Raw genomic sequence first — 18,910 nt, forward strand, 5'->3', positions numbered from 1 at the left:
TGCACACGCCTCCCCGGTTCGTTTGCGGGGTGTGAGCGAGAACCAAGAGCGAAAGCGGGTCGCCCGCGAGCGACTCCAGCAGGAACGGGCGCGGGAAAAGGCACGCGAGAAGCGTCGACGGACCCTGATCGTGGCGTCGGCCGTCGTGGGTGTGCTCGGGCTGGCCGCCGTGGTCGGCCTCGTGGCCGCGAACGCAGGCAAGGACGAGGGCGGCGGCACGGAGGCCGGGCCGATCCTCACGCCGAGCGGCGCCCAGGGCGAGGAGCAGCTCGCGATCCCGGTCGGCGCGAGCGACGCGCCCTCCACCCTCACGGTGTGGGAGGACTTCCGCTGCCCCGCCTGCGCCTCGTTCGAGAACGGTCTGCGGGACACGCTCCATGAGCTGGAGCGGACCGGCCAGATCAAGATCGAGTACCACCTCGCCTCGATCATCGACGGCAACATGGGCGGCAACGGCTCCCGCCGCGCGGCGAACGCGGCCGCGTGTGCCCAGGACGCGGGCAAGTTCGCCGAGTACCACGACGTCCTCTACATGAACCAGCCGCCGGAGACGGACGACGCCTTCGCCGACACCGGCAAGCTGATCGAACTCGCGGGCAAGGTCGAAGGACTCGACACGCCCGCGTTCCGCAGCTGCGTGAAGGAAGGCAAGCACGACGCCTGGGTCAACAAGTCGAACCAGGCCTTCCAGAGCGGCGGCTTCAGCGGCACCCCTACCGTGCTGCTCAACGGCGAGTCGATCTTCCCGACGAAGGGCAACGAACAGATCTCCGTCTCCAACTTCAAGAAGTGGGTCGAGGAGGCCAACAAGGGCAAGAAGCCGGGCACGGAGCGCCCCGCGCCTGCGGGCGGTGACAAGAGCGCGAGCCCCGGGGCCCCGGCCTCCTGACCCGCGGCGGGCCGCGGCTCGTTACCCATACGTTGCCGGGCGGGTTGCCGTACGTCCCGCCCGGCAGGGTAGCGTCGGTCCTGCCATGGACATCGCCTACATCCCCAGCCCCTCGACCGGAGTGATCCATCTCGGACCGCTCCCGCTGCGCGGCTATGCGTTCTGCATCATCATCGGCGTCTTCGTAGCCGTCTGGTTCGGCAACCGGCGCTGGGTCGCCCGGGGCGGCAAGGCCGGCACGGTGGCCGACATCGCTGTCTGGGCCGTCCCCTTCGGCCTCGTCGGCGGCCGGCTCTACCACGTGATCACCGACTACCAGCTGTACTTCAGCGAGGGTGAGAACTGGGTCGACGCCTTCAAGATCTGGGAGGGCGGCCTCGGTATCTGGGGCGCGATCGCGCTGGGCGCGGTCGGCGCCTGGATCGGCTGCCGCCGGCGCGGCATCCCGCTGCCGGCCTGGGCGGACGCCCTCGCACCCGGCATCGCTTTCGCGCAGGCGATCGGCCGCTGGGGCAACTGGTTCAACCAGGAGCTGTACGGCAGAAAGACCGATGTTCCCTGGGCGCTGGAGATCAGCGAGGGTCCGAACCGCGAGGCGGGCCTGTACCACCCGACGTTCCTGTACGAGTCGCTGTGGTGCATCGGCGTCGCGCTGCTGGTCATCTGGGCCGACCGCCGCTTCAAACTCGGCCACGGCAGGGCGTTTGCGCTCTACGTCGCCTCGTACTGCGTCGGCCGCGGCTGGATCGAGTACATGCGCGTCGACGAGGCGCACCACGTGCTGGGCCTGCGGCTGAACGTCTGGACCTCGATCGTGGTCTTCCTGCTGGCGGTCGCCTACATGGTGATCTCGTCGCGGATGCGGCCGGGACGTGAGGAGATCGTGGAGCCGGCGGCGGCGAAGACGATCAAGGGTGACGCGGAGGATGACGGGCCCGCGGAGACGGACCGGGACGCGGCGACGTCCGAGCCGGAACCGTCCGACGCGGACGCGGGCGCTGCGGACTGACGCGGCAAGGCCTGACTTCCCCCACCCCGCCCCTTCCCGCTGTATCGATGTGCGGCTCCGCCGCGTGGCGGGCAGGCCCCGCGGACCCCGTACCGCGTTTCGCGCGGTGCCCTCCATCTCGCCCTACGGCCTGGTGGCCGTGGGAGGTGCCCTCGGACGGGCTGAAGTTGCCCGGCGACTTCAGCCCGGTCGGCGATTCGAGGTGGGGGGACCGGGGGCGGAGTCCCCGGGTTACGGGAAGGGGAGCTCCTCGCGGCGCGCCAGCGCCAGCGTTCGCTGCGCCGTAGCCACCACCGCCGCGTCGACGAAACGACCGTCCGGCAGTGCCATCGCCCCCGCATCCGCCGCGGCCGCCTTCATGATCTCCTCCGCCGCCTCCACCTCCTCGCGCGTCGGCCGGTAGGCGCGCTCGATGACGGGCAGCTGCCGCGGGTGGATGGCCGCGCGGCCGAGGAAGCCGAGGGAGCGGCCGTGCGAGCAGGAGGCGAACAGGCCGTCGAGGTCGACGATGTCGGGGAAGATCGACTGAGTCGGCGGCGCGAGACCGGCCGCCCGGGCGGCCATCACGGTACGGGTGCGGGGCCAGTCCAGACCGGCGTCGCCGCGCAGGCCGAGGTCGGCGCGGAGATCGGCCTCTCCCAGTGCGATGCCGGCGACCGCGTCATGAGCGGTGGCGATCGCGTACGCGTGTTCCACGGCGAGCGCCGATTCGAGGAGCGCGTACAGCGGGACGCCCGGTGCGCGGGCGGCGATCTGCTGAATGTCAGTGGCGTATGCGACCTTGGGGATACGCAGTGCGGTGAGGCCCGGGAGGTCGGCCAGGGCCTCGATGTCGTGGGGGGAGTTGATGCGGACATGGACGGGGACGGGCTGGGGGGACGACAGCAGTTCCACCGTGGCGTCCAGCGCGTACGGCTTGCGGCCCTGGGCGACGGCGTCCTCGAGGTCGATGATGACGATGTCGGCCTCGGTGGCGAGGGCCTTGCGGACGACCTCGGGGCGGTCGCCCGGGGCGTACAGCCAGGTGAGAGGGATGGTCATAGCGCCCCTTGGGTGCGAAGTTCGGTGATCTCGTCGGCGGTCAGGCCCAGTTCGGCCAGGACTTCCTGGGTGTCGGCGCCGTGCGGGCGGCCGGTCCAGCGGATGGCGCCCGGCGTCTCCGACAGCCGGAAGAGGACGTTCTGCATACGCAGCGGCCCGAGTTCGGGGTCCGGGACCTCGGTGATGGTGCCCAGCGCCTGGTACTGGGGGTCGTTGACGACGTCGCGGATGTCGTAGACGGGCGCGATCGCGGCCTCGGCCTTCTCGAAGGCTGCGACCGCGTCGTCGCGGGTCTGGCGTGCGATCCAGCGGCCCACGGCGTCATCGAGCACGTCGGCGTGCTCGGCACGTCCGCTGCCGCTGGCGAACCAGGGCTCGTCCACGAATTCCGGCCGGCCCACCAGATGCATGACGCGTTCGGCGACGGACTGGGCAGAGGTGGAGACAGCCAGCCAACTGCCGTCCGCCGTGCGGTAGATGTTGCGTGGGGCGTTGTTGAGTGAGCGGTTGCCGGTGCGGGGCTGGATGTAGCCGAGCTGGTCGTACCAGAGCGTCTGCGGCCCGAGTACGGCCAGGATCGGCTCGATGATCGCCATGTCGACGACCTGGCCGCGGCCGGTGGTGGCGCGGGCGGCGAGTGCCGTCATGACGGCGTAGGAGGTGGCGAGCGCCGCGATGGAGTCGGCGAGACCGAACGGGGGCAGAGTGGGCGGACCCTCCGGCTCACCGGTGGCCGCGGCGAATCCGCTCATCGCCTCGGCGAGGGTGCCGAAGCCGGGGCGGTGGGAGTACGGGCCGAACTGTCCGAAGCCGGTGACGCGGGTGAGGACGAGCCGTGGGTTGGCCTCGCTCAGTTCGTCCCAGCCGAGGCTCCATTTTTCGAGGGTGCCGGGACGGAAGTTCTCGACGATCACGTCAGCGGTCGCGGCGAGACGGACAAGTGTCTCCCGGCCGCCGCGCGTGGACAGATCGAGGGTGATGTTCCGTTTGTTGCGGCCGAGGACCTTCCACCACAGTCCGACACCGTTCTTGGCGGGGCCGTGACCGCGAGAGGGGTCGGGGCGGGTGGGGTGCTCGACCTTGATGACCTCGGCGCCGAAGTCGCCGAGCATCGTCGCGCACAGCGGACCGGCGAACAGGGTCGCGAGATCCAGGACACGCAGCCCGTGCAGGGGGAGCCTGGCGGGGGCAGGGTCAGAAGGGCCAGGGGCAGGGGAACGGGTCGGTTCGGCCGCCCGGCTCATGAGGCGCCGTCGATCTCTGCGCGGTACGGCATGGACGACGACGCCCCAGGACGCTGAACGGACAGCGCAGCCGCCGCGCACGCCCAGGCGAGGGCCTGGGGGAGCGGTTTCTTCTCGCCGAGGGCGACGGCGAGCGCCCCGACGAAGGTGTCACCCGCCGCGGTCGTGTCCACGGCGGTCACGGCTGGGGCGGAAACGGTGAACGGCTCCACGTCGCGCGCGGCGTACAGACAGCCGGCGGAGCCGAGAGTGATCACCACTTCCGGGACTTGGCGCAGCAGTTCCTGTGCCGCGGAGCGCGGGTCGGAGATGCCGGTGAGGGTGGCGGCCTCGTGCTCGTTGGGGACCAGCAGGTCGGTGACGGCGAGGAGTTCGGGCGGCAGCGGCTGCGCCGGGGCGGGAGTGAGGACGGTCCGCACCCCGTGCCGGCGGGCGGCCTCGGCACCGTCGAGCACAGCGCTCAGGGGGAGTTCGAGCTGGAGGAGCAGGGTGTCGCCGGTCGCGATGAGGGCCTCCTCGCCGGGAGCGAGAGCGGTGACAGTGCCGTTCGCGCCGGGGATCACCACGATGGAGTTGCCACCCTCGTTGTCGACGACGACATGGGCCGTGCCGGAGGGGCCCTCGGCCGTATGGAGCAGGTCCGTGTCGACGCCGGACGCCTCGAGCGTGTGGCGCAACTGCGTGCCGAACGCGTCCGAGCCGACCGCGCCGATCATCGCGACCTGACCGCCGGCGCGGGCGGCGGCGATCGCCTGGTTGGCACCCTTGCCGCCGGGATTCGTACGGAACTCACGTCCCGTGACGGTCTCCCCGCGCTTCGGCGCGTGCGCGACGAAAGCGACGAGGTCCATGTTGGTGCTGCCGAGCACCACGATGCCGGTCATGGGCGGAGGGCCTCCTTGAGCGTGAGATGGGCGAGGGTGTCGAAACCGACGCCGTCGAAACCGGCGACGGACGTCGCCAGCCGGTTCTTGAGCGGCACGGTCCAGCGGTCGGGCAGAGCGTCCGGACGCCCGGCGAGCAGGCCCGCCAGCGAACCGGCCGTCGCACCGTTCGAGTCGGTGTCCAGCCCGCCGGACACAGCGCGGCAGATGGAGCCGGTGAAATCACCGTCGGCGTGGGTGAGGGCGGCGACGAGCAGCGCGGTGTTGGGGATGACATGGACCCAGTGGTAGGCGCCGTAGCGGGAGTGGATGCGGTCGACGGCGTCGGCGAAGTCGGTGTGGGCGTGGGCCGTCTCGACACCGAAGCGCACGGCGTGCGCCAAGCGGGATCGGGGCGGCACGACGGCGAGACCGGCGGCGATCGCCTCGTGCACATCGACGTCACCGCCGGCCGCGGCGGCGAGCGCGGCGGCGACGAACATCGCGCCGTACAGGCCGTTCGCGGTGTGGGTGAGCGCCGCGTCCCTGTACGCCTGAGCGGCGGCGGCCGCGGGGTCGCCGGGATTGGTCCACCCGTGCATGTCGGCGCGGATGGCACCGCCGATCCACTCCCGGAACGGGTTGCGGTGGGCGGCGGTGAGCGGGGGCTCGATGCCGGAGAGCAGATTGCGGTATGCGACGCGCTCGGCGGTGAAGGTCCGCCCGGCCGGAAGCTCGTCCAGCCACAGCCGGGCGACATCGGCGGTGGTGAATCTCCGGCCGTGGCGCTGGAGGAGCAGGAGGCCGAGCAGCGGGTAGTTGAGGTCGTCGTCCTCCGGCATGCCGTCGATGTTCTCGGCGAGGGAGGTGGGGGCGCTGCGACGGTTCCAGGGATGCGCCCGGGCGAGCTCCTCGGGCACGCCCCTGGCGGTGAACCAGCTGGTGAGCGGCCAGTTGCCGGTGGCGCGTGCGAGGTCTCTGATGGCGTGCAGAGGCAGCTTCTCGACGGGCTTGCCGAGCAGGCACCCCGCGGCCCGGCCGAGCCACGCGGCGTGCAGAGCGGGGCCGAGCGCCCGCCGGGTCCCGGGCCACCTTCCGCGGCCCGGTGCCGGGCCGGGGTTCCGTTCACCCGGCCCGCGCTGTGCACCGGCCCCGATACGGGCCCCGTCCCGCACCAGACCGGCGGCGGGTGGTTGGCCCGGGAGCGCGGCTCGGGGCGGCGTGCCCGACCTCAGGGGCCCACGCCCCGCGTCGGCTTCCGGCGGCGCCGGGCTCGTCGCAGCGTCGCCCGCCGTGGGCGAAGCGGGCGGTGGCCAGGCCGGGCAGCCGGTTCTGATCGTGGGCAGGGAGGTGGGCTCGTCCGGAGCCAACGGGGACGGCAGGGCCGCCAGTTCGGCCAGCAGTTCCTCCGCCAGCGCGCGGAGCGCCGGCGGCGCCGGTTCGGCGGACGCGCCCGCCCGTTCCGGCGACAGCGACCCTCCGGCCGACAGCCAGCGGTCGCGGATGTGCGACCCGTCGCGGCCGTCCTCCTCCGCCTGGCGCAGTTCGTGACCGATCAGGTCCTCCGGCTGGACCCAGGTCAGGCGCAGCGCCTCGTTCATCGTGCCGTGCCCGTCAGGGAGGCGAACGCGCTCTCGTGGGCGCGGCGGCGTTCCGTGTCGCGGGCGTAGATCTCGCGGGTGACCGCGGCCAGTTCGGCCGCCGGGGCGTGCAGGTCGACCCGGCTCGCCTCCGCGACCCGCTCCGCCCATTCCCGCGGCACCGTCGACTCGCCGTGCAGCGCGCCCGCGATCGCCCCGGCCATCGTCGCGATCGAGTCGCAGTCACGGCCGTAGTTGACCGAGGACAGGACCGTACGGTGGTAGTCGCCGTCGTTGACCAGCAGCATGCCGAGCGCGATGGGCAGTTCCTCGATGGAGTGGAGGCGGGAGGGGCGGCGCGCGCCCAGTGAAGGGGACCGGTAGTCCGGGCCGACCGTGTCGAAGGGCGCGACGGCCGCACGCAGTGGCACCAGCGCGGACTCGAAGTCCGAGTGGTGGGCGGCCGCTTCCGCCACCGACTCGATCGCCGCCTGCGTGCCGTCCTTGGCCAGGGACATCGCCGTCTCGACGACCGATGTGGGCGTCGCGTCCGGCAGGCAGGCCGCCGCGACCGCCGCCGCGAAGACCCCCGCCGCCTCCCGCCCGTACGAGGACTGGTGCGCACCCGCGATGTCGACGGCCTCGGCGTAGGCGGCGTCCGGATTCGCCGCGTTGACCAGGCCCACCGGTGCCATGTACATCGCCGCACCGCAGTTGACGATGTTGCCCGAGCCTGCCTCACGCGGGTCGTGGTGCCCGTAGTGCAGGCGGGCGACGAGCCACTTCTCCGCGAGGAAGAGCCGCTGCAGCGGAATGGCCTCGGCTTCGAGTTCCGGAATCCAACGGGGGTTGGTGATGAGGTCGGGGACGAGGTGGTCGGCGACGGCGTACGCGTCGAGGTGGTCGCGGACCGTGGCGTACACGCCGATCAGCGCGTGGGTCATGAGGGTGTCGTCGGTGATGTGCCCGTCGCCCTTGTGGTACGGGGCGATGGGACGTGCGGTGCGCCAGTCCTCCCCGTGCCAGGGGCCGACGATGCCGGTGACGCGGCCGCCGTGCCGCTCCACGATCTGGTCGGGGGTGTAGCCCTCGACGGGCCCGCCGAGCGCGTCGCCGACAGCCGCTCCGACAAGGCTGCCGGTGATGCGGTCGTCGAGGGGGAGGGTGTCTGTCGCCGCTGCTGCGGCCGTCTTCGTCGCCGCCGTAGTCGTCGTCATGCCGGAATTGTCCACCTGGGGCGGTCGCGTGCGGCGGACCTCGCGCCGGGTTTCGGCTACCGGGCGGACCTCGTGCCGGGTTTCGGCTGCGCGGCGGACCCCCGTGCCGGGTTTCGGCTACCCGGCGGGCGGCAGCGCATCCTGCGGCCGCCCGCCGGGCGGCCGGAGCGCGGATTCCAGCATCCCGGCGAGTTCCACGAGATCCGTCCCGGCGAGGCGGGGCAGTGCGCAGCCCGCCAGTGTGCGGCAGGCGTCCCGCCAGGTGGCCGGCACGGACGCGCCGCCGCCGAGCGCCCCGGTCAGCGCGCCGGCGAGGGCCGGGGCCGAATCCGCGACACGCGAGAGGCAGACGGCGGCGGGTACGGCCTCCGCGACCCGCCCGCGCGCGGCGGTGGCGACGGCGAGCGCGACGGGCACGGTCTCGGCGGCGGCGATGCCGTAGCTGTAGACGTGGTCGACGATCTGGTGCTCGAGCAGCGGTACGAGTTCGAAGGCGCCACTCGCGGCGCGGGCGAGCTCGACGGCGTGGCGGGCGTTTCGGCCGATCTCGGTCTCCTCGGGGAGTTCGGCGAGCGCCGCGTCGACGGCGTCGTCGACATTCGCGCCGCCGAGCGCCACGGCCACGGCGGCCGCCATGGCGCGGGCCCCGTGGACCCCGTCGCCGTCCTGCGTGTACCGGGCGTCGAACTCGGCGAGTGCGGCGGCACCGGCCGGGTCGCACGGATGGACCACGGCGAGCACGACGGCCCGTACACAGGCGGCGTCGTCGAAGTAGTGCGGGTTGTCGTGGCCGGTCGCCGGCGGGCGCAGGCCGGTGGCCAGATTGCCGAGCCCGGCACGTACGGAGATACGGGCGCGGAGGGGGAGTACGGCGGACTCGACCTCGGGAGCGCACTCGGCCGCCGCGGCGACCTGGCCGGCGAGGGAGTTCCAGGCCAAATCGATGGCGGCGCGCATCCGGCGGGAGGGGTCGAGCGTGCTGAACAGCGGCCCGGCGGCGGTGAGCAAGGTCCCGGCGGAGAACGCGGCCCATTCGGCGTCGTCGGAGGGGCCGAGCCGCAACGGCTCGGGCGGCTGGTTGAGGGCGATGGGGACGGGGAGCGTGGTGGTCGCGTTCTGCTCGGCGAACGTGTCGAGCTCACGGGTGAGGCGCCGGGTCCACTCCGGCATCCGGGCGGCACGGTGGCGTGCCGCCGGCCACCCGGCTGCGTCGCCGACGGCGAGCCCCAGGAGGAGCCCCTCGACGGACCGGCGTCCTTCGCCGGCCGACATGCTCCGGCGAAGCTCCTCGGCCTCGCTGCGCTCATGTGCCGCAGGGGGACGGCGGGTGCCGGCGCCCGTGCGGGCGACGTGCGCACTCGGGGCCCGGATCACGCGCCGCTCGGCGGGGGCCGCAGCTGCGACGGGGCCGTGCCCGGCGCGAGCGCCGCCGTGCGGCCCGACGGGCCCGCCCGGGCCCGCACTGCGCGAGTCCCCCGGGGCCGGGGCCGCCCCCGCGTCGCCCGTGCCTCCGCCGCGCGAGCCCCTGACGACGACGCCGGCGCCGGCCGCGTTCGCGACGCCCGTTCCTTTCCTGTCCATGGACGACGCGCCGCTGGAGCATGCGCCTCCCGAGCCGGCAACGGCCGCACCCGCGCCCGCCCCGGTATCGCCGCCGCCCCCGCTGTCCGGGGCAGCGACGCCTCGGTCACCGCTGCCTGTGCCTGTGCCTGTGTCTGTGCCTGCTGCTGCGGAGGCGTCGGCGCCCCCGGTCCTTCCCGAGTCGGCGACGGCCGCGCCGACGCCCGTGCCTGCATTGCCGTCGTCCCCGCTGCCCGTGCGTGCCGTCCCCGTGGTGTCGAGGTCGCCGGTCCCGTCGCGTGTGCCTGCCGCCGTCGTTGCGTGGATGCCTCCCCTCCTGCCTCCCGAGCCGGTGACGGCTGCACCTGCCCCCACGGCACCGGCGCCCTCACCCCCCGCCCCCGCGGCATCGCCGCCCCCGCCCCCCGCTCCCGCGCCCCCCGGCGGGATTCCGCCCGCCCGAGCCGTGCGGTGCGCACCGGCGACCGCACCCGGCCCGTCCGTCGGCGACCCCGCCCCCAGAGCGCCGACAGCGTGGTGTGTCGCCGCGCAGGGGCCGGCGTGCAGGGAGCCGTGGTGTGCCGCCGTCGCGTCGGCCGGCTCGACGGCGGGCGTCGGTGCGGGGTCGGAGGGTGTCCCTCGGGCGGGGCCGGTCATGAGGCCGGGCCCGGGTCGTCGTCCGGGGTGAGGAGTTCGGCGATGTCCAGGACGTGGTAGCCGCGCATCGACGGCAGGCAGCTGCCGCGGACCGGGCCGATGGCCGAGGCCCATTCCTCCGGGATCGCGCCCGACCCGGACACCGATCCCGCGAGCGCGCCCGCGACCGCCGCGGTGGTGTCAGCGTCGCGGCCCATGTTGACCGCTGTCAGTACCGACGTACGGAAGTCCCCGCGGGCGGCGGCGAAGGCGCCGAACGCGAGGCCGACCGCCTCCGGTGCGAGGTCCGTCCACGGGTAGCCGCCGATGACGACCGCGGAGCGGACGGCCCGTTCCATGGACAGGGTGTCCGGGTGGCTGCGTCCCGCGGCGACGACCGCGCGGCGCATGGAGCGCGCGGTCCAGGAGTCCATGGGGACCACGGACAGCGCCGCGCCGATCACCCCCGCCGGACCCGCGCCGCCCATGGCCGCCGCGACACCGGCGGCGACGGCCCGTCCGCCGTAGATCCCCTCGCCGTCGTGGCTGACGCTGCCGTCGATGGTCACAAGGCGTGCCGCCTCCGCGGGCTGCCCGGCCGCGAAGACGCCGAACGGGGCCGCCCGCATCGCCAGCCCGTCGCTCCACGCGTGCCGGTGCTGGGCGGAGATCGGGGCGGCGAGCCCCCGTCGCAGGTTCTCCAGAGTGCCGCGTTCGCTGAAGCCCGCGCCCCGGAAGGGGCCTTCGTCCAGGTCGGCGATCCACTGGTGCCATGCCGACTCGACGTGCGCGACGGTGAGCGCGGAGCCGTGCCGGGCGAGCAGCAGGCCCGAGAAGATCGCGTACTCGGTGTCGTCCGTGCCCGCGGGGTCGTCGCTCACGAAGCCTTCGATACGGCCCCAGCGTCGGCGGATCTCGGAGGGCCGCAGGTTCTCGGCGGGAGCGCCGAGCGCGTCGCCGACCGCGAGGCCGAGGAGCGCTCCGCGGGCCCGGTCGAGCCAGGCGGCGGCGGAACCGGCACCGGATGCGGTCAGCACTTCCATGCGGGTCCCTTCGCGCGCGAACCTTCCTCCCGCATCTGTGCCACGTGCCGCGCCCGTCGAGTCCGGGAAACGTTTCTCTCACCCGCGCGCACCCCTTTCCACCGGCCCCGGCTTGCGGGCCTGCCCGATCCGGTGCAGCCCCTCGGCAGCCAGGTAAGTAAAGCCTGCCTTGCTGGTACGCCCCTTACATAGCGCGTATCTTCGAAGGCGTCGAGGGGAGGGCGGCCGATCGGGCCGCTGCTGGAACAAGGGGAGAGCTGTGTCCATCATCGAAACCGAAGCCGCACTGCACGAGGCGCACCGCGACAACCACACGCACCGCGATGTGAACGGCGGCTGGCTGCGTCCCGCGGTGTTCGGGGCGATGGACGGCCTGGTCTCCAACCTCGCCCTGATGACGGGTGTCGCGGGCGGCGCCGTCTCACAGCAGACCATCGTCATCACCGGCCTGGCCGGTCTCGCCGCCGGCGCGTTCTCCATGGCCGCGGGCGAGTACACCTCCGTGGCCTCCCAGCGCGAGCTGGTCGAGGCCGAACTGGACGTGGAGCGCCGCGAGTTGCGCAAGCACCCCGTCGACGAGATGGAGGAGCTGGCGGCCCTCTACGTCGCCCGGGGCGTGGAGCCCCCGCTCGCCCGCCAGGTGGCGATGCAGCTGTCGAAGGATCCGGAGCAGGCGCTGGAGATCCACGCCCGCGAGGAACTGGGCATCGACCCCGACGATCTGCCGTCGCCGGTGGTCGCCGCGGCCTCGTCCTTCGGCGCGTTCGCGCTCGGCGCGCTGCTGCCGGTGCTGCCGTATCTGCTCGGTGCGAGCGCGCTGTGGCCCGCGGTGCTGGTCGCCCTGCTCGGGCTGTTCGCCTGCGGCGCCCTGGTGGCGAAGGTCACTGCGCGCAGCTGGTGGTTCAGTGGCGTGCGCCAGCTCGTCCTCGGTGGCACGGCTGCCGCGCTCACCTACGGCCTGGGCACGCTCATCGGCGCCGCGGTGTAGTACCGCCGCTTCCGCGGTGTCCGCCCCGCGCCGGCTCCCTGGGGAGCCGGCGTTCGCATTTTGGAGCTCCGTCACGGACCCTGTGACGTACGCCCTCCCGCGGCAGGGCCCCAGGGTGAGACACTATGCAAGGCGCAACATAAGTAGCCGTTAACCCCGTGGTTTCAATTTCGCAATCACTGGGCATTAGCCGTAGACGCTGCGGGCAATGAAGCCTGCTCAGCCGAAGTCCGCCGGATGCGACGTGTCCGCCGCGACCCCCTTCACCGCCCGGCGCGGTGTCCGCATGTTGGAATGAGCTATCCGCTTCCCGAGAATCACTCCATCATGTAACCTGCACGAAATTTCGCGGAGGGCCAACGTCGTCCCTCGGCACTGCACATGCCACGACGACGACGGGAGAGCCGATGCGTTCCGACGCCTGGTCGCCCATGGACGGTCGCCCCGCCCCCCAGGGGATGTACGACCCCCGTAACGAACACGACGCCTGTGGTGTCGGGTTCGTGGCCACCCTCACCGGTGTTGCCAGCCATGAGCTGGTCGAGCAGGCGCTGACCGTACTGCGAAACCTCGAGCACCGCGGTGCCACCGGCTCCGAGCCCGACTCCGGCGACGGCGCGGGCATCCTGCTCCAGGTCCCCGACGCCTTCCTGCGCGAGGCCACCGGTTTCGAGCTGCCCGAGGCAGGCTCGTACGCCGTCGGTATCGCCTTCCTCCCGGCCGACGCCGAGGAGAACGAGGCCGCCGTCTCGAAGATCGAGACGATCGTCTCCGAAGAGGGCCTCAGCGTCCTCGGCTGGCGCGAGGTCCCCGTCACGCCCGACCTGCTCGGCAACGGCGCCCGCGCCACCATGCCCGCCTTCCGTCAGCTCTTCGTGGCCGACGGCGAGAGCAAGGGCATCGCGCTGGACCGCAAGGCGTTCGTGCTGCGCAAGCGCGCCGAGCGCGAGGCCGGTGTCTACTTCCCCTCGCTCTCCGCGCGCACCATCGTCTACAAGGGCATGCTGACCACCGGCCAGCTCGAGCCCTTCTTCCCGGACCTCTCGGACCGGCGCTTCGCGACCGCCGTGGCGCTCGTCCACTCGCGGTTCTCCACGAACACCTTCCCGAGCTGGCCGCTGGCCCACCCGTACCGCTTCGTCGCGCACAACGGCGAGATCAACACGGTCAAGGGCAACCGCAACTGGATGCGTGCCCGTGAGTCGCAGCTCGCCTCGACGCTGTTCAACTCCGGCGCCGGCAAGATCGACCGGATCTTCCCCGTCTGCACACCCGACGCCTCCGACTCCGCGTCCTTCGACGAGGTCCTGGAGCTGCTCCACCTCGGCGGCCGTTCGCTGCCGCACTCCGTGCTGATGATGGTCCCCGAGGCGTGGGAGAACCACGACTCGATGGACCCGGCCCGGCGCGCCTTCTACCAGTACCACTCCACGATGATGGAGCCCTGGGACGGCCCGGCCTGTGTCACCTTCACCGACGGCGTCCAGGTCGGCGCGGTCCTCGACCGCAACGGTCTGCGCCCCGGACGCTACTGGGTCACCGACGAGGGCCTCGTCGTGCTCTCCTCCGAGGTCGGCGTCCTCGACATCGACCCCGCGAAGGTGGTCCGCAAGGGCCGGCTGCAGCCCGGCAAGATGTTCCTCGTCGACACCGCGGAGCACCGCATCATCGAGGACGACGAGATCAAGTCCTCCCTTGCCGCCGAGGCGCCGTACGCCGAGTGGCTGGAAGCCGGCGAGATCGAACTCGAGGACCTCCCCGAGCGCGAGCACATCGTCCACACCCACGCCTCCGTCACCCGCCGCCAGCAGACCTTCGGCTACACCGAGGAAGAGCTGCGCGTCATCCTCGCGCCGATGGCACGCACCGGCGGTGAGCCGCTCGGCTCCATGGGCACGGACTCGCCGATCGCGGCGCTGTCCGAGCGCCCGCGGCTGCTCTTCGACTACTTCACCCAGCTGTTCGCGCAGGTCACCAACCCGCCGCTGGACGCCATCCGCGAGGAGCTCGTCACCTCGCTGCACTCCTCGCTCGGCCCCCAGGGCAACCTGCTGGAGCCGACCGCCGCGTCCTGCCGCAGCGTCACGCTGCAGTTCCCGGTGATCGACAACGACGAGCTGGCCAAGCTCATCCACATCAACGCCGACGGCGACATGCCCGGCATGAAGGCCGCCACACTGGCCGGCCTCTACCGCGTCACCGGCGGCGGCGACGCGCTCGCCGCCCGTATCGAGGCCATCTGCGGCGAGGTCGACGCGGCCATCGAGGACGGCGCCCGGCTGATCGTCCTGTCCGACCGGCACTCGGACGCCGAGCACGCGCCGATCCCGTCGCTGCTGCTCACCTCCGCCGTGCACCACCACCTCATCCGCACCAAGCAGCGCACCCAGGTGGGCCTGCTGGTCGAGGCCGGTGACGTTCGCGAGGTGCACCACGTCGCCCTGCTCATCGGCTACGGCGCCGCGGCGGTCAACCCGTACCTGGCGATGGAATCGGTCGAGGACCTGGTCCGCGCCGGCACCTTCATAGAGGGCCTCGAGCCCGAGAAGGCCATCCGCAACCTGATCTACGCGCTGGGCAAGGGCGTCCTGAAGGTCATGTCCAAGATGGGCATCTCCACGGTCGCCTCCTACCGCGGCGCCCAGGTCTTCGAGGCCGTCGGACTCGACGACGCCTTCGTCGACAAGTACTTCAACGGCACCGCCACCAAGATCGGCGGCGCCGGACTCGACGTCGTCGCCAAGGAGGTCGCCGCCCGGCACGCCAAGGCCTACCCGGCCTCCGGCATCGCCGCCACGCACCGCGCGCTGGAGATCGGCGGCGAGTACCAGTGGCGCCGCGAGGGCGAACCGCACCTGTTCGACCCGGAGACCGTCTTCCGCCTGCAGCACGCCACGCGCAACAAGCGGTACGACATCTTCAAGCAGTACACGGGCCGCGTGAACGAGCAGTCCGAGCGCCTGATGACGCTGCGCGGCCTCTTCGGCTTCAACTCGGCCCGCGAACCGATCTCCATCGACGAGGTCGAGCCCGTCTCCGAAATCGTCAAGCGCTTCTCCACCGGCGCCATGTCGTACGGCTCCATCTCCAAGGAGGCGCACGAGACCCTCGCCATCGCCATGAACCAGCTGGGCGGCAAGTCCAACACCGGTGAGGGTGGCGAGGACCCCGACCGTCTCTACGACCCCGAGCGCCGCTCCTCCATCAAGCAGGTCGCGTCCGGCCGCTTCGGTGTCACCAGCGAGTACCTGGTCAACGCCGACGACATCCAGATCAAGATGGCCCAGGGCGCCAAGCCCGGCGAGGGCGGTCAGCTGCCCGGCCCCAAGGTCTACCCGTGGATCGCCAAGACCCGGCACTCCACCCCGGGCGTCGGCCTGATCTCCCCGCCGCCGCACCACGACATCTACTCCATCGAGGACCTGGCTCAGCTGATCCACGACCTCAAGAACGCCAACCCGGCAGCCCGCATCCACGTGAAGCTGGTCTCCGAGGTCGGCGTCGGCACGGTCGCCGCCGGTGTCTCCAAGGCCCACGCGGACGTCGTCCTCATCTCCGGTCACGACGGCGGAACGGGCGCCTCCCCGCTGACCTCGCTGAAGCACGCGGGCGGCCCCTGGGAGCTCGGCCTCGCGGAGACCCAGCAGACCCTGCTGCTCAACGGCCTGCGCGACCGCATCGTCGTCCAGACCGACGGCCAGCTCAAGACCGGCCGCGACGTCGTCATCGCGGCGCTGCTCGGCGCCGAGGAGTTCGGTTTCGCGACCGCGCCGCTCGTCGTGTCCGGCTGCGTCATGATGCGCGTCTGCCACCTGGACACCTGCCCCGTGGGTATCGCGACGCAGAACCCGGTGCTGCGCGAGCGGTTCTCCGGCAAGGCCGAGTTCGTCGTCAACTTCTTCGAGTTCGTCGCCGAGGAGGTCCGGGAGATCCTCGCCGAGCTGGGCTTCCGCAGCATCGAGGAGGCCGTCGGCCACGCCGAGCTGCTCGACACCGATCAGGCCGTCGAGCACTGGAAGGCACAGGGCCTCGACCTCGGGCCCCTCTTCCACGTGCCCGACCTGCCCGACGGCGCGGCGCGCCACCAGGCCGTCGAGCAGGACCACGGGCTGGAGAAGGCGCTCGACAACGAGCTGATCAAGCTCGCCGCCGACGCGCTGAACGCGGCGACCGCCGAGGACGCCCAGCCGGTCCGCGGCCAGGTCGCCATCCGCAACATCAACCGGACCGTCGGCACCATGCTCGGCCACGAGGTGACGAAGAAGTTCGGTGGTGCGGGCCTGCCCGACGACACCATCGACATCACCTTCACCGGTTCCGCCGGCCAGTCCTTCGGCGCGTTCGTGCCGCGCGGCATCACACTGCGTCTCGAAGGCGACGCCAACGACTACGTCGGCAAGGGCCTCTCCGGCGGCCGGGTCGTCGTCCGCCCCGACCGGGGCGCCGAGCACCTGGCCGAGTACTCCACCATCGCGGGCAACACCATCGCCTACGGCGCCACCGGCGGCGAGCTGTTCCTGCGCGGCCGGACGGGCGAGCGCTTCTGCGTCCGCAACTCCGGTGCACTGGTGGTCTCCGAGGGCGTCGGCGACCACGGCTGCGAGTACATGACCGGCGGCCACGCGGTCGTCCTCGGCGAGACGGGCCGCAACTTCGCGGCCGGTATGTCCGGCGGCGTCGCCTACGTGATCGACCTCGAGGCGGACAACGTCAATGCCGGTAACCTGGGGGCGATCGAGTCCCTGTCCGACACGGACAAGCAGTGGCTGCACGATGTCGTGCGCCGCCACTTCGAGGAGACCGGCTCGACCGTCGCAGAGAAGCTCCTCGCCGACTGGTCCGTGAACGTGGACCGTTTCAGCAAGATCATCCCGACCACGTACAAGGCAGTGCTCGCCGCCAAGGACGCCGCTGAGCTCGCCGGTCTCTCCGAGCGGGAGACCACCGAGAAGATGATGGAGGCGGCGATCAATGGCTGACCCCAAGGGCTTCCTGACCACCGGGCGCGAGGTCGCCGAGACCCGCCCCGTCGCGGAGCGCGTCAAGGACTGGAACGAGGTCTACGTCCCCGGCTCCCTGCTGCCGATCATCAGCAAGCAGGCCGGCCGGTGCATGGACTGCGGCATCCCGTTCTGCCACAACGGCTGTCCGCTCGGGAACCTCATCCCCGAGTGGAACGACTACGCCTACCGCGAGGACTGGGCGGCCGCGTCCGAGCGCCTCCACGCCACGAACAACTTCCCGGAGTTCACCGGCCGTCTGTGCCCGGCTCCGTGCGAGTCGGCGTGTGTACTCGGCATCAACCAGCCGGCCGTCACCATCAAGAACGTCGAAGTCTCCATCATCGACAAGGCATGGGACTCCGGCGACGTCACCCCGCAGCCGCCGGACCGCCTGTCCGGCAAGACCGTCGCGGTCGTCGGCTCCGGCCCGGCGGGCCTCGCCGCCGCCCAGCAGCTGACCCGGGCGGGCCACACGGTCGCCGTCTACGAGCGCGCCGACCGCATCGGGGGGCTGCTGCGGTACGGCATCCCCGAGTTCAAGATGGAGAAGGTGCACATCAACCGCCGCATCGAGCAGATGCGCGCGGAGGGCACCAAGTTCCGTACCGAGGTGGAGATCGGGCGCGACCTCGACGCCACCAAGCTGCGCCGGCGCTACGACGCCGTCGTCATCGCGGCCGGCGCGACCGTCTCCCGCGACCTGCCGGTCCCCGGGCGCGAGCTGAACGGCATCCACTTCGCCATGGAGTACCTGCCTCTCGCCAACAAGGTGCAGGAGGGCGACTTCGTGGCGCCCCCCATCACCGCCGAGGGCAAGCACGTCGTCGTCATCGGCGGCGGCGACACCGGTGCCGACTGCGTGGGCACCGCCCACCGCCAGGGCGCGGCCTCGGTCACGCAGCTGGAGATCATGCCGCGCCCGGGCGACGAGCGGAACGCCAACCAGCCCTGGCCGACGTTCCCCATGCTCTACAAGGTGACCTCCGCGCACGAGGAGGGCGGTGAGCGGGTCTACTCCGTCTCCACCACCCACTTCGAGGGCGACGAGGACGGGAACGTGCAGTTCCTGCACCTGATCGAGGTGGCCTTCGAGGACGGCAAGCTGGTCCAGAAGCCGGGCACCGAGCGGAAGATCCCCGCGCAGCTGGTCACCCTGGCAATGGGTTTCACCGGCATCGACAAGGCCAACGGCCTGGTCGAGCAGTTCGGTCTCGAGCTCGACGAGCGCGGCAACGTGGCGCGCGACGCGGACTTCGCGACGAACGTCGACGGCGTCTTCGTCGCCGGCGACGCGGGCCGCGGCCAGTCGCTGATCGTCTGGGCGATCGCCGAGGGCCGCTCGGCGGCGCGCGGCGTGGACCGGTACCTCACGGGCGCGAGCGCGCTCCCGGCGCCGATCCGCCCGACGGACCGCGCGCTGACCGTCTGACCGCACCACCCCTTGCACGTCCCGTACAACGGCGTACGGAACTGAACACGGCGCCTGCCCTGTCCCCGACCGGACCTTGGGTGGGCGCCGTGGCATGTCGTGGGGCGCGTGACGCCTGCGGCGGGCCGTTTCCCCTTCCCGCCCCGTCCCGAACCGGGGGCTCCGCCCCCGGGCCCCTGGCGGGGTCGCCGACGGGGCTGAAGGTGCCGGGCAACTTCAGCCGTCTGGGCCTCCCACGGCCGCCAGGCCGTAGGGGGAGATTGAGGACACCGCGCGCAGCGCGGTACGGGGCCCGGGGCTCGCCCCAGTTACGGGACGGGGCGGGTAGGGGAAAACGCCGCGCGCAGCGGCCCGCCCCGCCGCACCCAACACCGCCCGGACACCCGGACGTTGGCCCCGCCCCCGCGG

Annotated in this window: 12 protein-coding genes; 5 read left to right on the forward strand and 7 right to left on the reverse strand. The window is 72.3% G+C overall.

The window, feature by feature from the left end; genetic code table 11:
- Nucleotides 1-31 precede the first annotated feature (31 nt).
- Entirely contained in the window at nt 32-889 is an 858-nt protein-coding gene (locus tag ACIQ7Q_RS19005) for a DsbA family protein (RefSeq protein ID WP_403862909.1), read from the forward strand.
- An 85-nt stretch (nt 890-974) separates the two neighbouring features.
- Entirely contained in the window at nt 975-1,898 is a 924-nt protein-coding gene (gene lgt / locus ACIQ7Q_RS19010) for a prolipoprotein diacylglyceryl transferase (RefSeq protein ID WP_403862912.1), read from the forward strand.
- 231 nt (nt 1,899-2,129) lie between these two features.
- Here lgt and ACIQ7Q_RS19015 read toward each other — a convergent pair whose 3' ends face one another.
- The 7 genes from ACIQ7Q_RS19015 to ACIQ7Q_RS19045 form a co-directional block, all read right to left on the reverse strand.
- On the reverse strand, nt 2,130-2,939 hold the full coding sequence (locus tag ACIQ7Q_RS19015; protein WP_403862915.1) for an HpcH/HpaI aldolase/citrate lyase family protein: 810 nt from the start codon (nt 2,937-2,939) through the stop codon (nt 2,130-2,132).
- Complete coding sequence (locus tag ACIQ7Q_RS19020; protein WP_403862918.1) at nt 2,936-4,183, reverse strand: CaiB/BaiF CoA transferase family protein; 1,248 nt, start codon at nt 4,181-4,183, stop codon at nt 2,936-2,938. The genes ACIQ7Q_RS19015 and ACIQ7Q_RS19020 overlap by 4 nt, the downstream gene beginning before the upstream one ends.
- Nucleotides 4,180-5,067, reverse strand: a complete 888-nt coding sequence (gene rbsK / locus ACIQ7Q_RS19025) for a ribokinase (RefSeq protein WP_403862921.1) — start codon at nt 5,065-5,067, stop codon at nt 4,180-4,182. Before rbsK ends, ACIQ7Q_RS19020 begins: the two co-directional genes overlap by 4 nt.
- A complete protein-coding gene (locus ACIQ7Q_RS19030) occupies nt 5,064-6,647 on the reverse strand; it encodes an ADP-ribosylglycohydrolase family protein (RefSeq protein WP_403862923.1) in 1,584 nt (527 codons plus the stop codon). The genes rbsK and ACIQ7Q_RS19030 overlap by 4 nt, the downstream gene beginning before the upstream one ends.
- Nucleotides 6,644-7,843 (reverse strand): ADP-ribosylglycohydrolase family protein, encoded by a 1,200-nt coding sequence (locus ACIQ7Q_RS19035; RefSeq protein ID WP_403862926.1) that lies wholly within the window; start codon nt 7,841-7,843, stop codon nt 6,644-6,646. Before ACIQ7Q_RS19035 ends, ACIQ7Q_RS19030 begins: the two co-directional genes overlap by 4 nt.
- Nucleotides 7,844-7,960: 117 nt before the next feature.
- Nucleotides 7,961-9,424 carry an ADP-ribosylglycohydrolase family protein gene (locus tag ACIQ7Q_RS19040; RefSeq protein ID WP_403862929.1) on the reverse strand — a complete coding sequence of 488 codons (1,464 nt, stop codon included), beginning with the start codon at nt 9,422-9,424 and terminating at the stop codon, nt 7,961-7,963.
- A gap of 632 nt (nt 9,425-10,056) precedes the next feature.
- Nucleotides 10,057-11,082 carry an ADP-ribosylglycohydrolase family protein gene (locus tag ACIQ7Q_RS19045; RefSeq protein ID WP_403862932.1) on the reverse strand — a complete coding sequence of 342 codons (1,026 nt, stop codon included), beginning with the start codon at nt 11,080-11,082 and terminating at the stop codon, nt 10,057-10,059.
- Between the two features lie 259 nt (nt 11,083-11,341).
- On the opposite strand from ACIQ7Q_RS19045, the gene ACIQ7Q_RS19050 reads away from it, so the two are divergent.
- The 3 genes from ACIQ7Q_RS19050 (at nt 11,342) to ACIQ7Q_RS19060 (ending at nt 18,502) form a co-directional block, all read left to right on the forward strand.
- Nucleotides 11,342-12,070: a VIT1/CCC1 transporter family protein gene (locus ACIQ7Q_RS19050; protein WP_403862935.1), complete on the forward strand. Its 729-nt coding sequence runs from the start codon at nt 11,342-11,344 to the stop codon at nt 12,068-12,070.
- 407 nt (nt 12,071-12,477) lie between these two features.
- Entirely contained in the window at nt 12,478-17,049 is a 4,572-nt protein-coding gene (gene gltB, locus ACIQ7Q_RS19055; protein WP_403862938.1) for a glutamate synthase large subunit, read from the forward strand.
- Nucleotides 17,042-18,502 (forward strand): glutamate synthase subunit beta, encoded by a 1,461-nt coding sequence (locus tag ACIQ7Q_RS19060; protein WP_403862941.1) that lies wholly within the window; start codon nt 17,042-17,044, stop codon nt 18,500-18,502. Before gltB ends, ACIQ7Q_RS19060 begins: the two co-directional genes overlap by 8 nt.
- Nucleotides 18,503-18,910: the final 408 nt, after the last annotated feature.

This window comes from Streptomyces sp. NPDC096176 (genome assembly GCF_044763255.1).
GTDB lineage: Bacteria > Actinomycetota > Actinomycetes > Streptomycetales > Streptomycetaceae > Streptomyces.

Bases quoted from the DNA above. Each gene is read 5' to 3' on its own strand.
- lgt (WP_403862912.1), top strand. From the start codon at position 975: ATGGACATCGCCTACATCCCCAGCCCCTCGACCGGAGTGATCCATCTC.
- ACIQ7Q_RS19015 (WP_403862915.1), bottom strand. From the start codon at position 2,939: ATGACCATCCCTCTCACCTGGCTGTACGCCCCGGGCGACCGCCCCGAG.
- ACIQ7Q_RS19020 (WP_403862918.1), bottom strand. From the start codon at position 4,183: ATGAGCCGGGCGGCCGAACCGACCCGTTCCCCTGCCCCTGGCCCTTCT.
- rbsK (WP_403862921.1), bottom strand. From the start codon at position 5,067: ATGACCGGCATCGTGGTGCTCGGCAGCACCAACATGGACCTCGTCGCT.
- ACIQ7Q_RS19030 (WP_403862923.1), bottom strand. From the start codon at position 6,647: ATGAACGAGGCGCTGCGCCTGACCTGGGTCCAGCCGGAGGACCTGATC.
- ACIQ7Q_RS19035 (WP_403862926.1), bottom strand. From the start codon at position 7,843: ATGACGACGACTACGGCGGCGACGAAGACGGCCGCAGCAGCGGCGACA.
- ACIQ7Q_RS19040 (WP_403862929.1), bottom strand. From the start codon at position 9,424: ATGGACAGGAAAGGAACGGGCGTCGCGAACGCGGCCGGCGCCGGCGTC.
- ACIQ7Q_RS19045 (WP_403862932.1), bottom strand. From the start codon at position 11,082: ATGGAAGTGCTGACCGCATCCGGTGCCGGTTCCGCCGCCGCCTGGCTC.
- gltB (WP_403862938.1), top strand. From the start codon at position 12,478: ATGCGTTCCGACGCCTGGTCGCCCATGGACGGTCGCCCCGCCCCCCAG.
- ACIQ7Q_RS19060 (WP_403862941.1), top strand. From the start codon at position 17,042: ATGGCTGACCCCAAGGGCTTCCTGACCACCGGGCGCGAGGTCGCCGAG.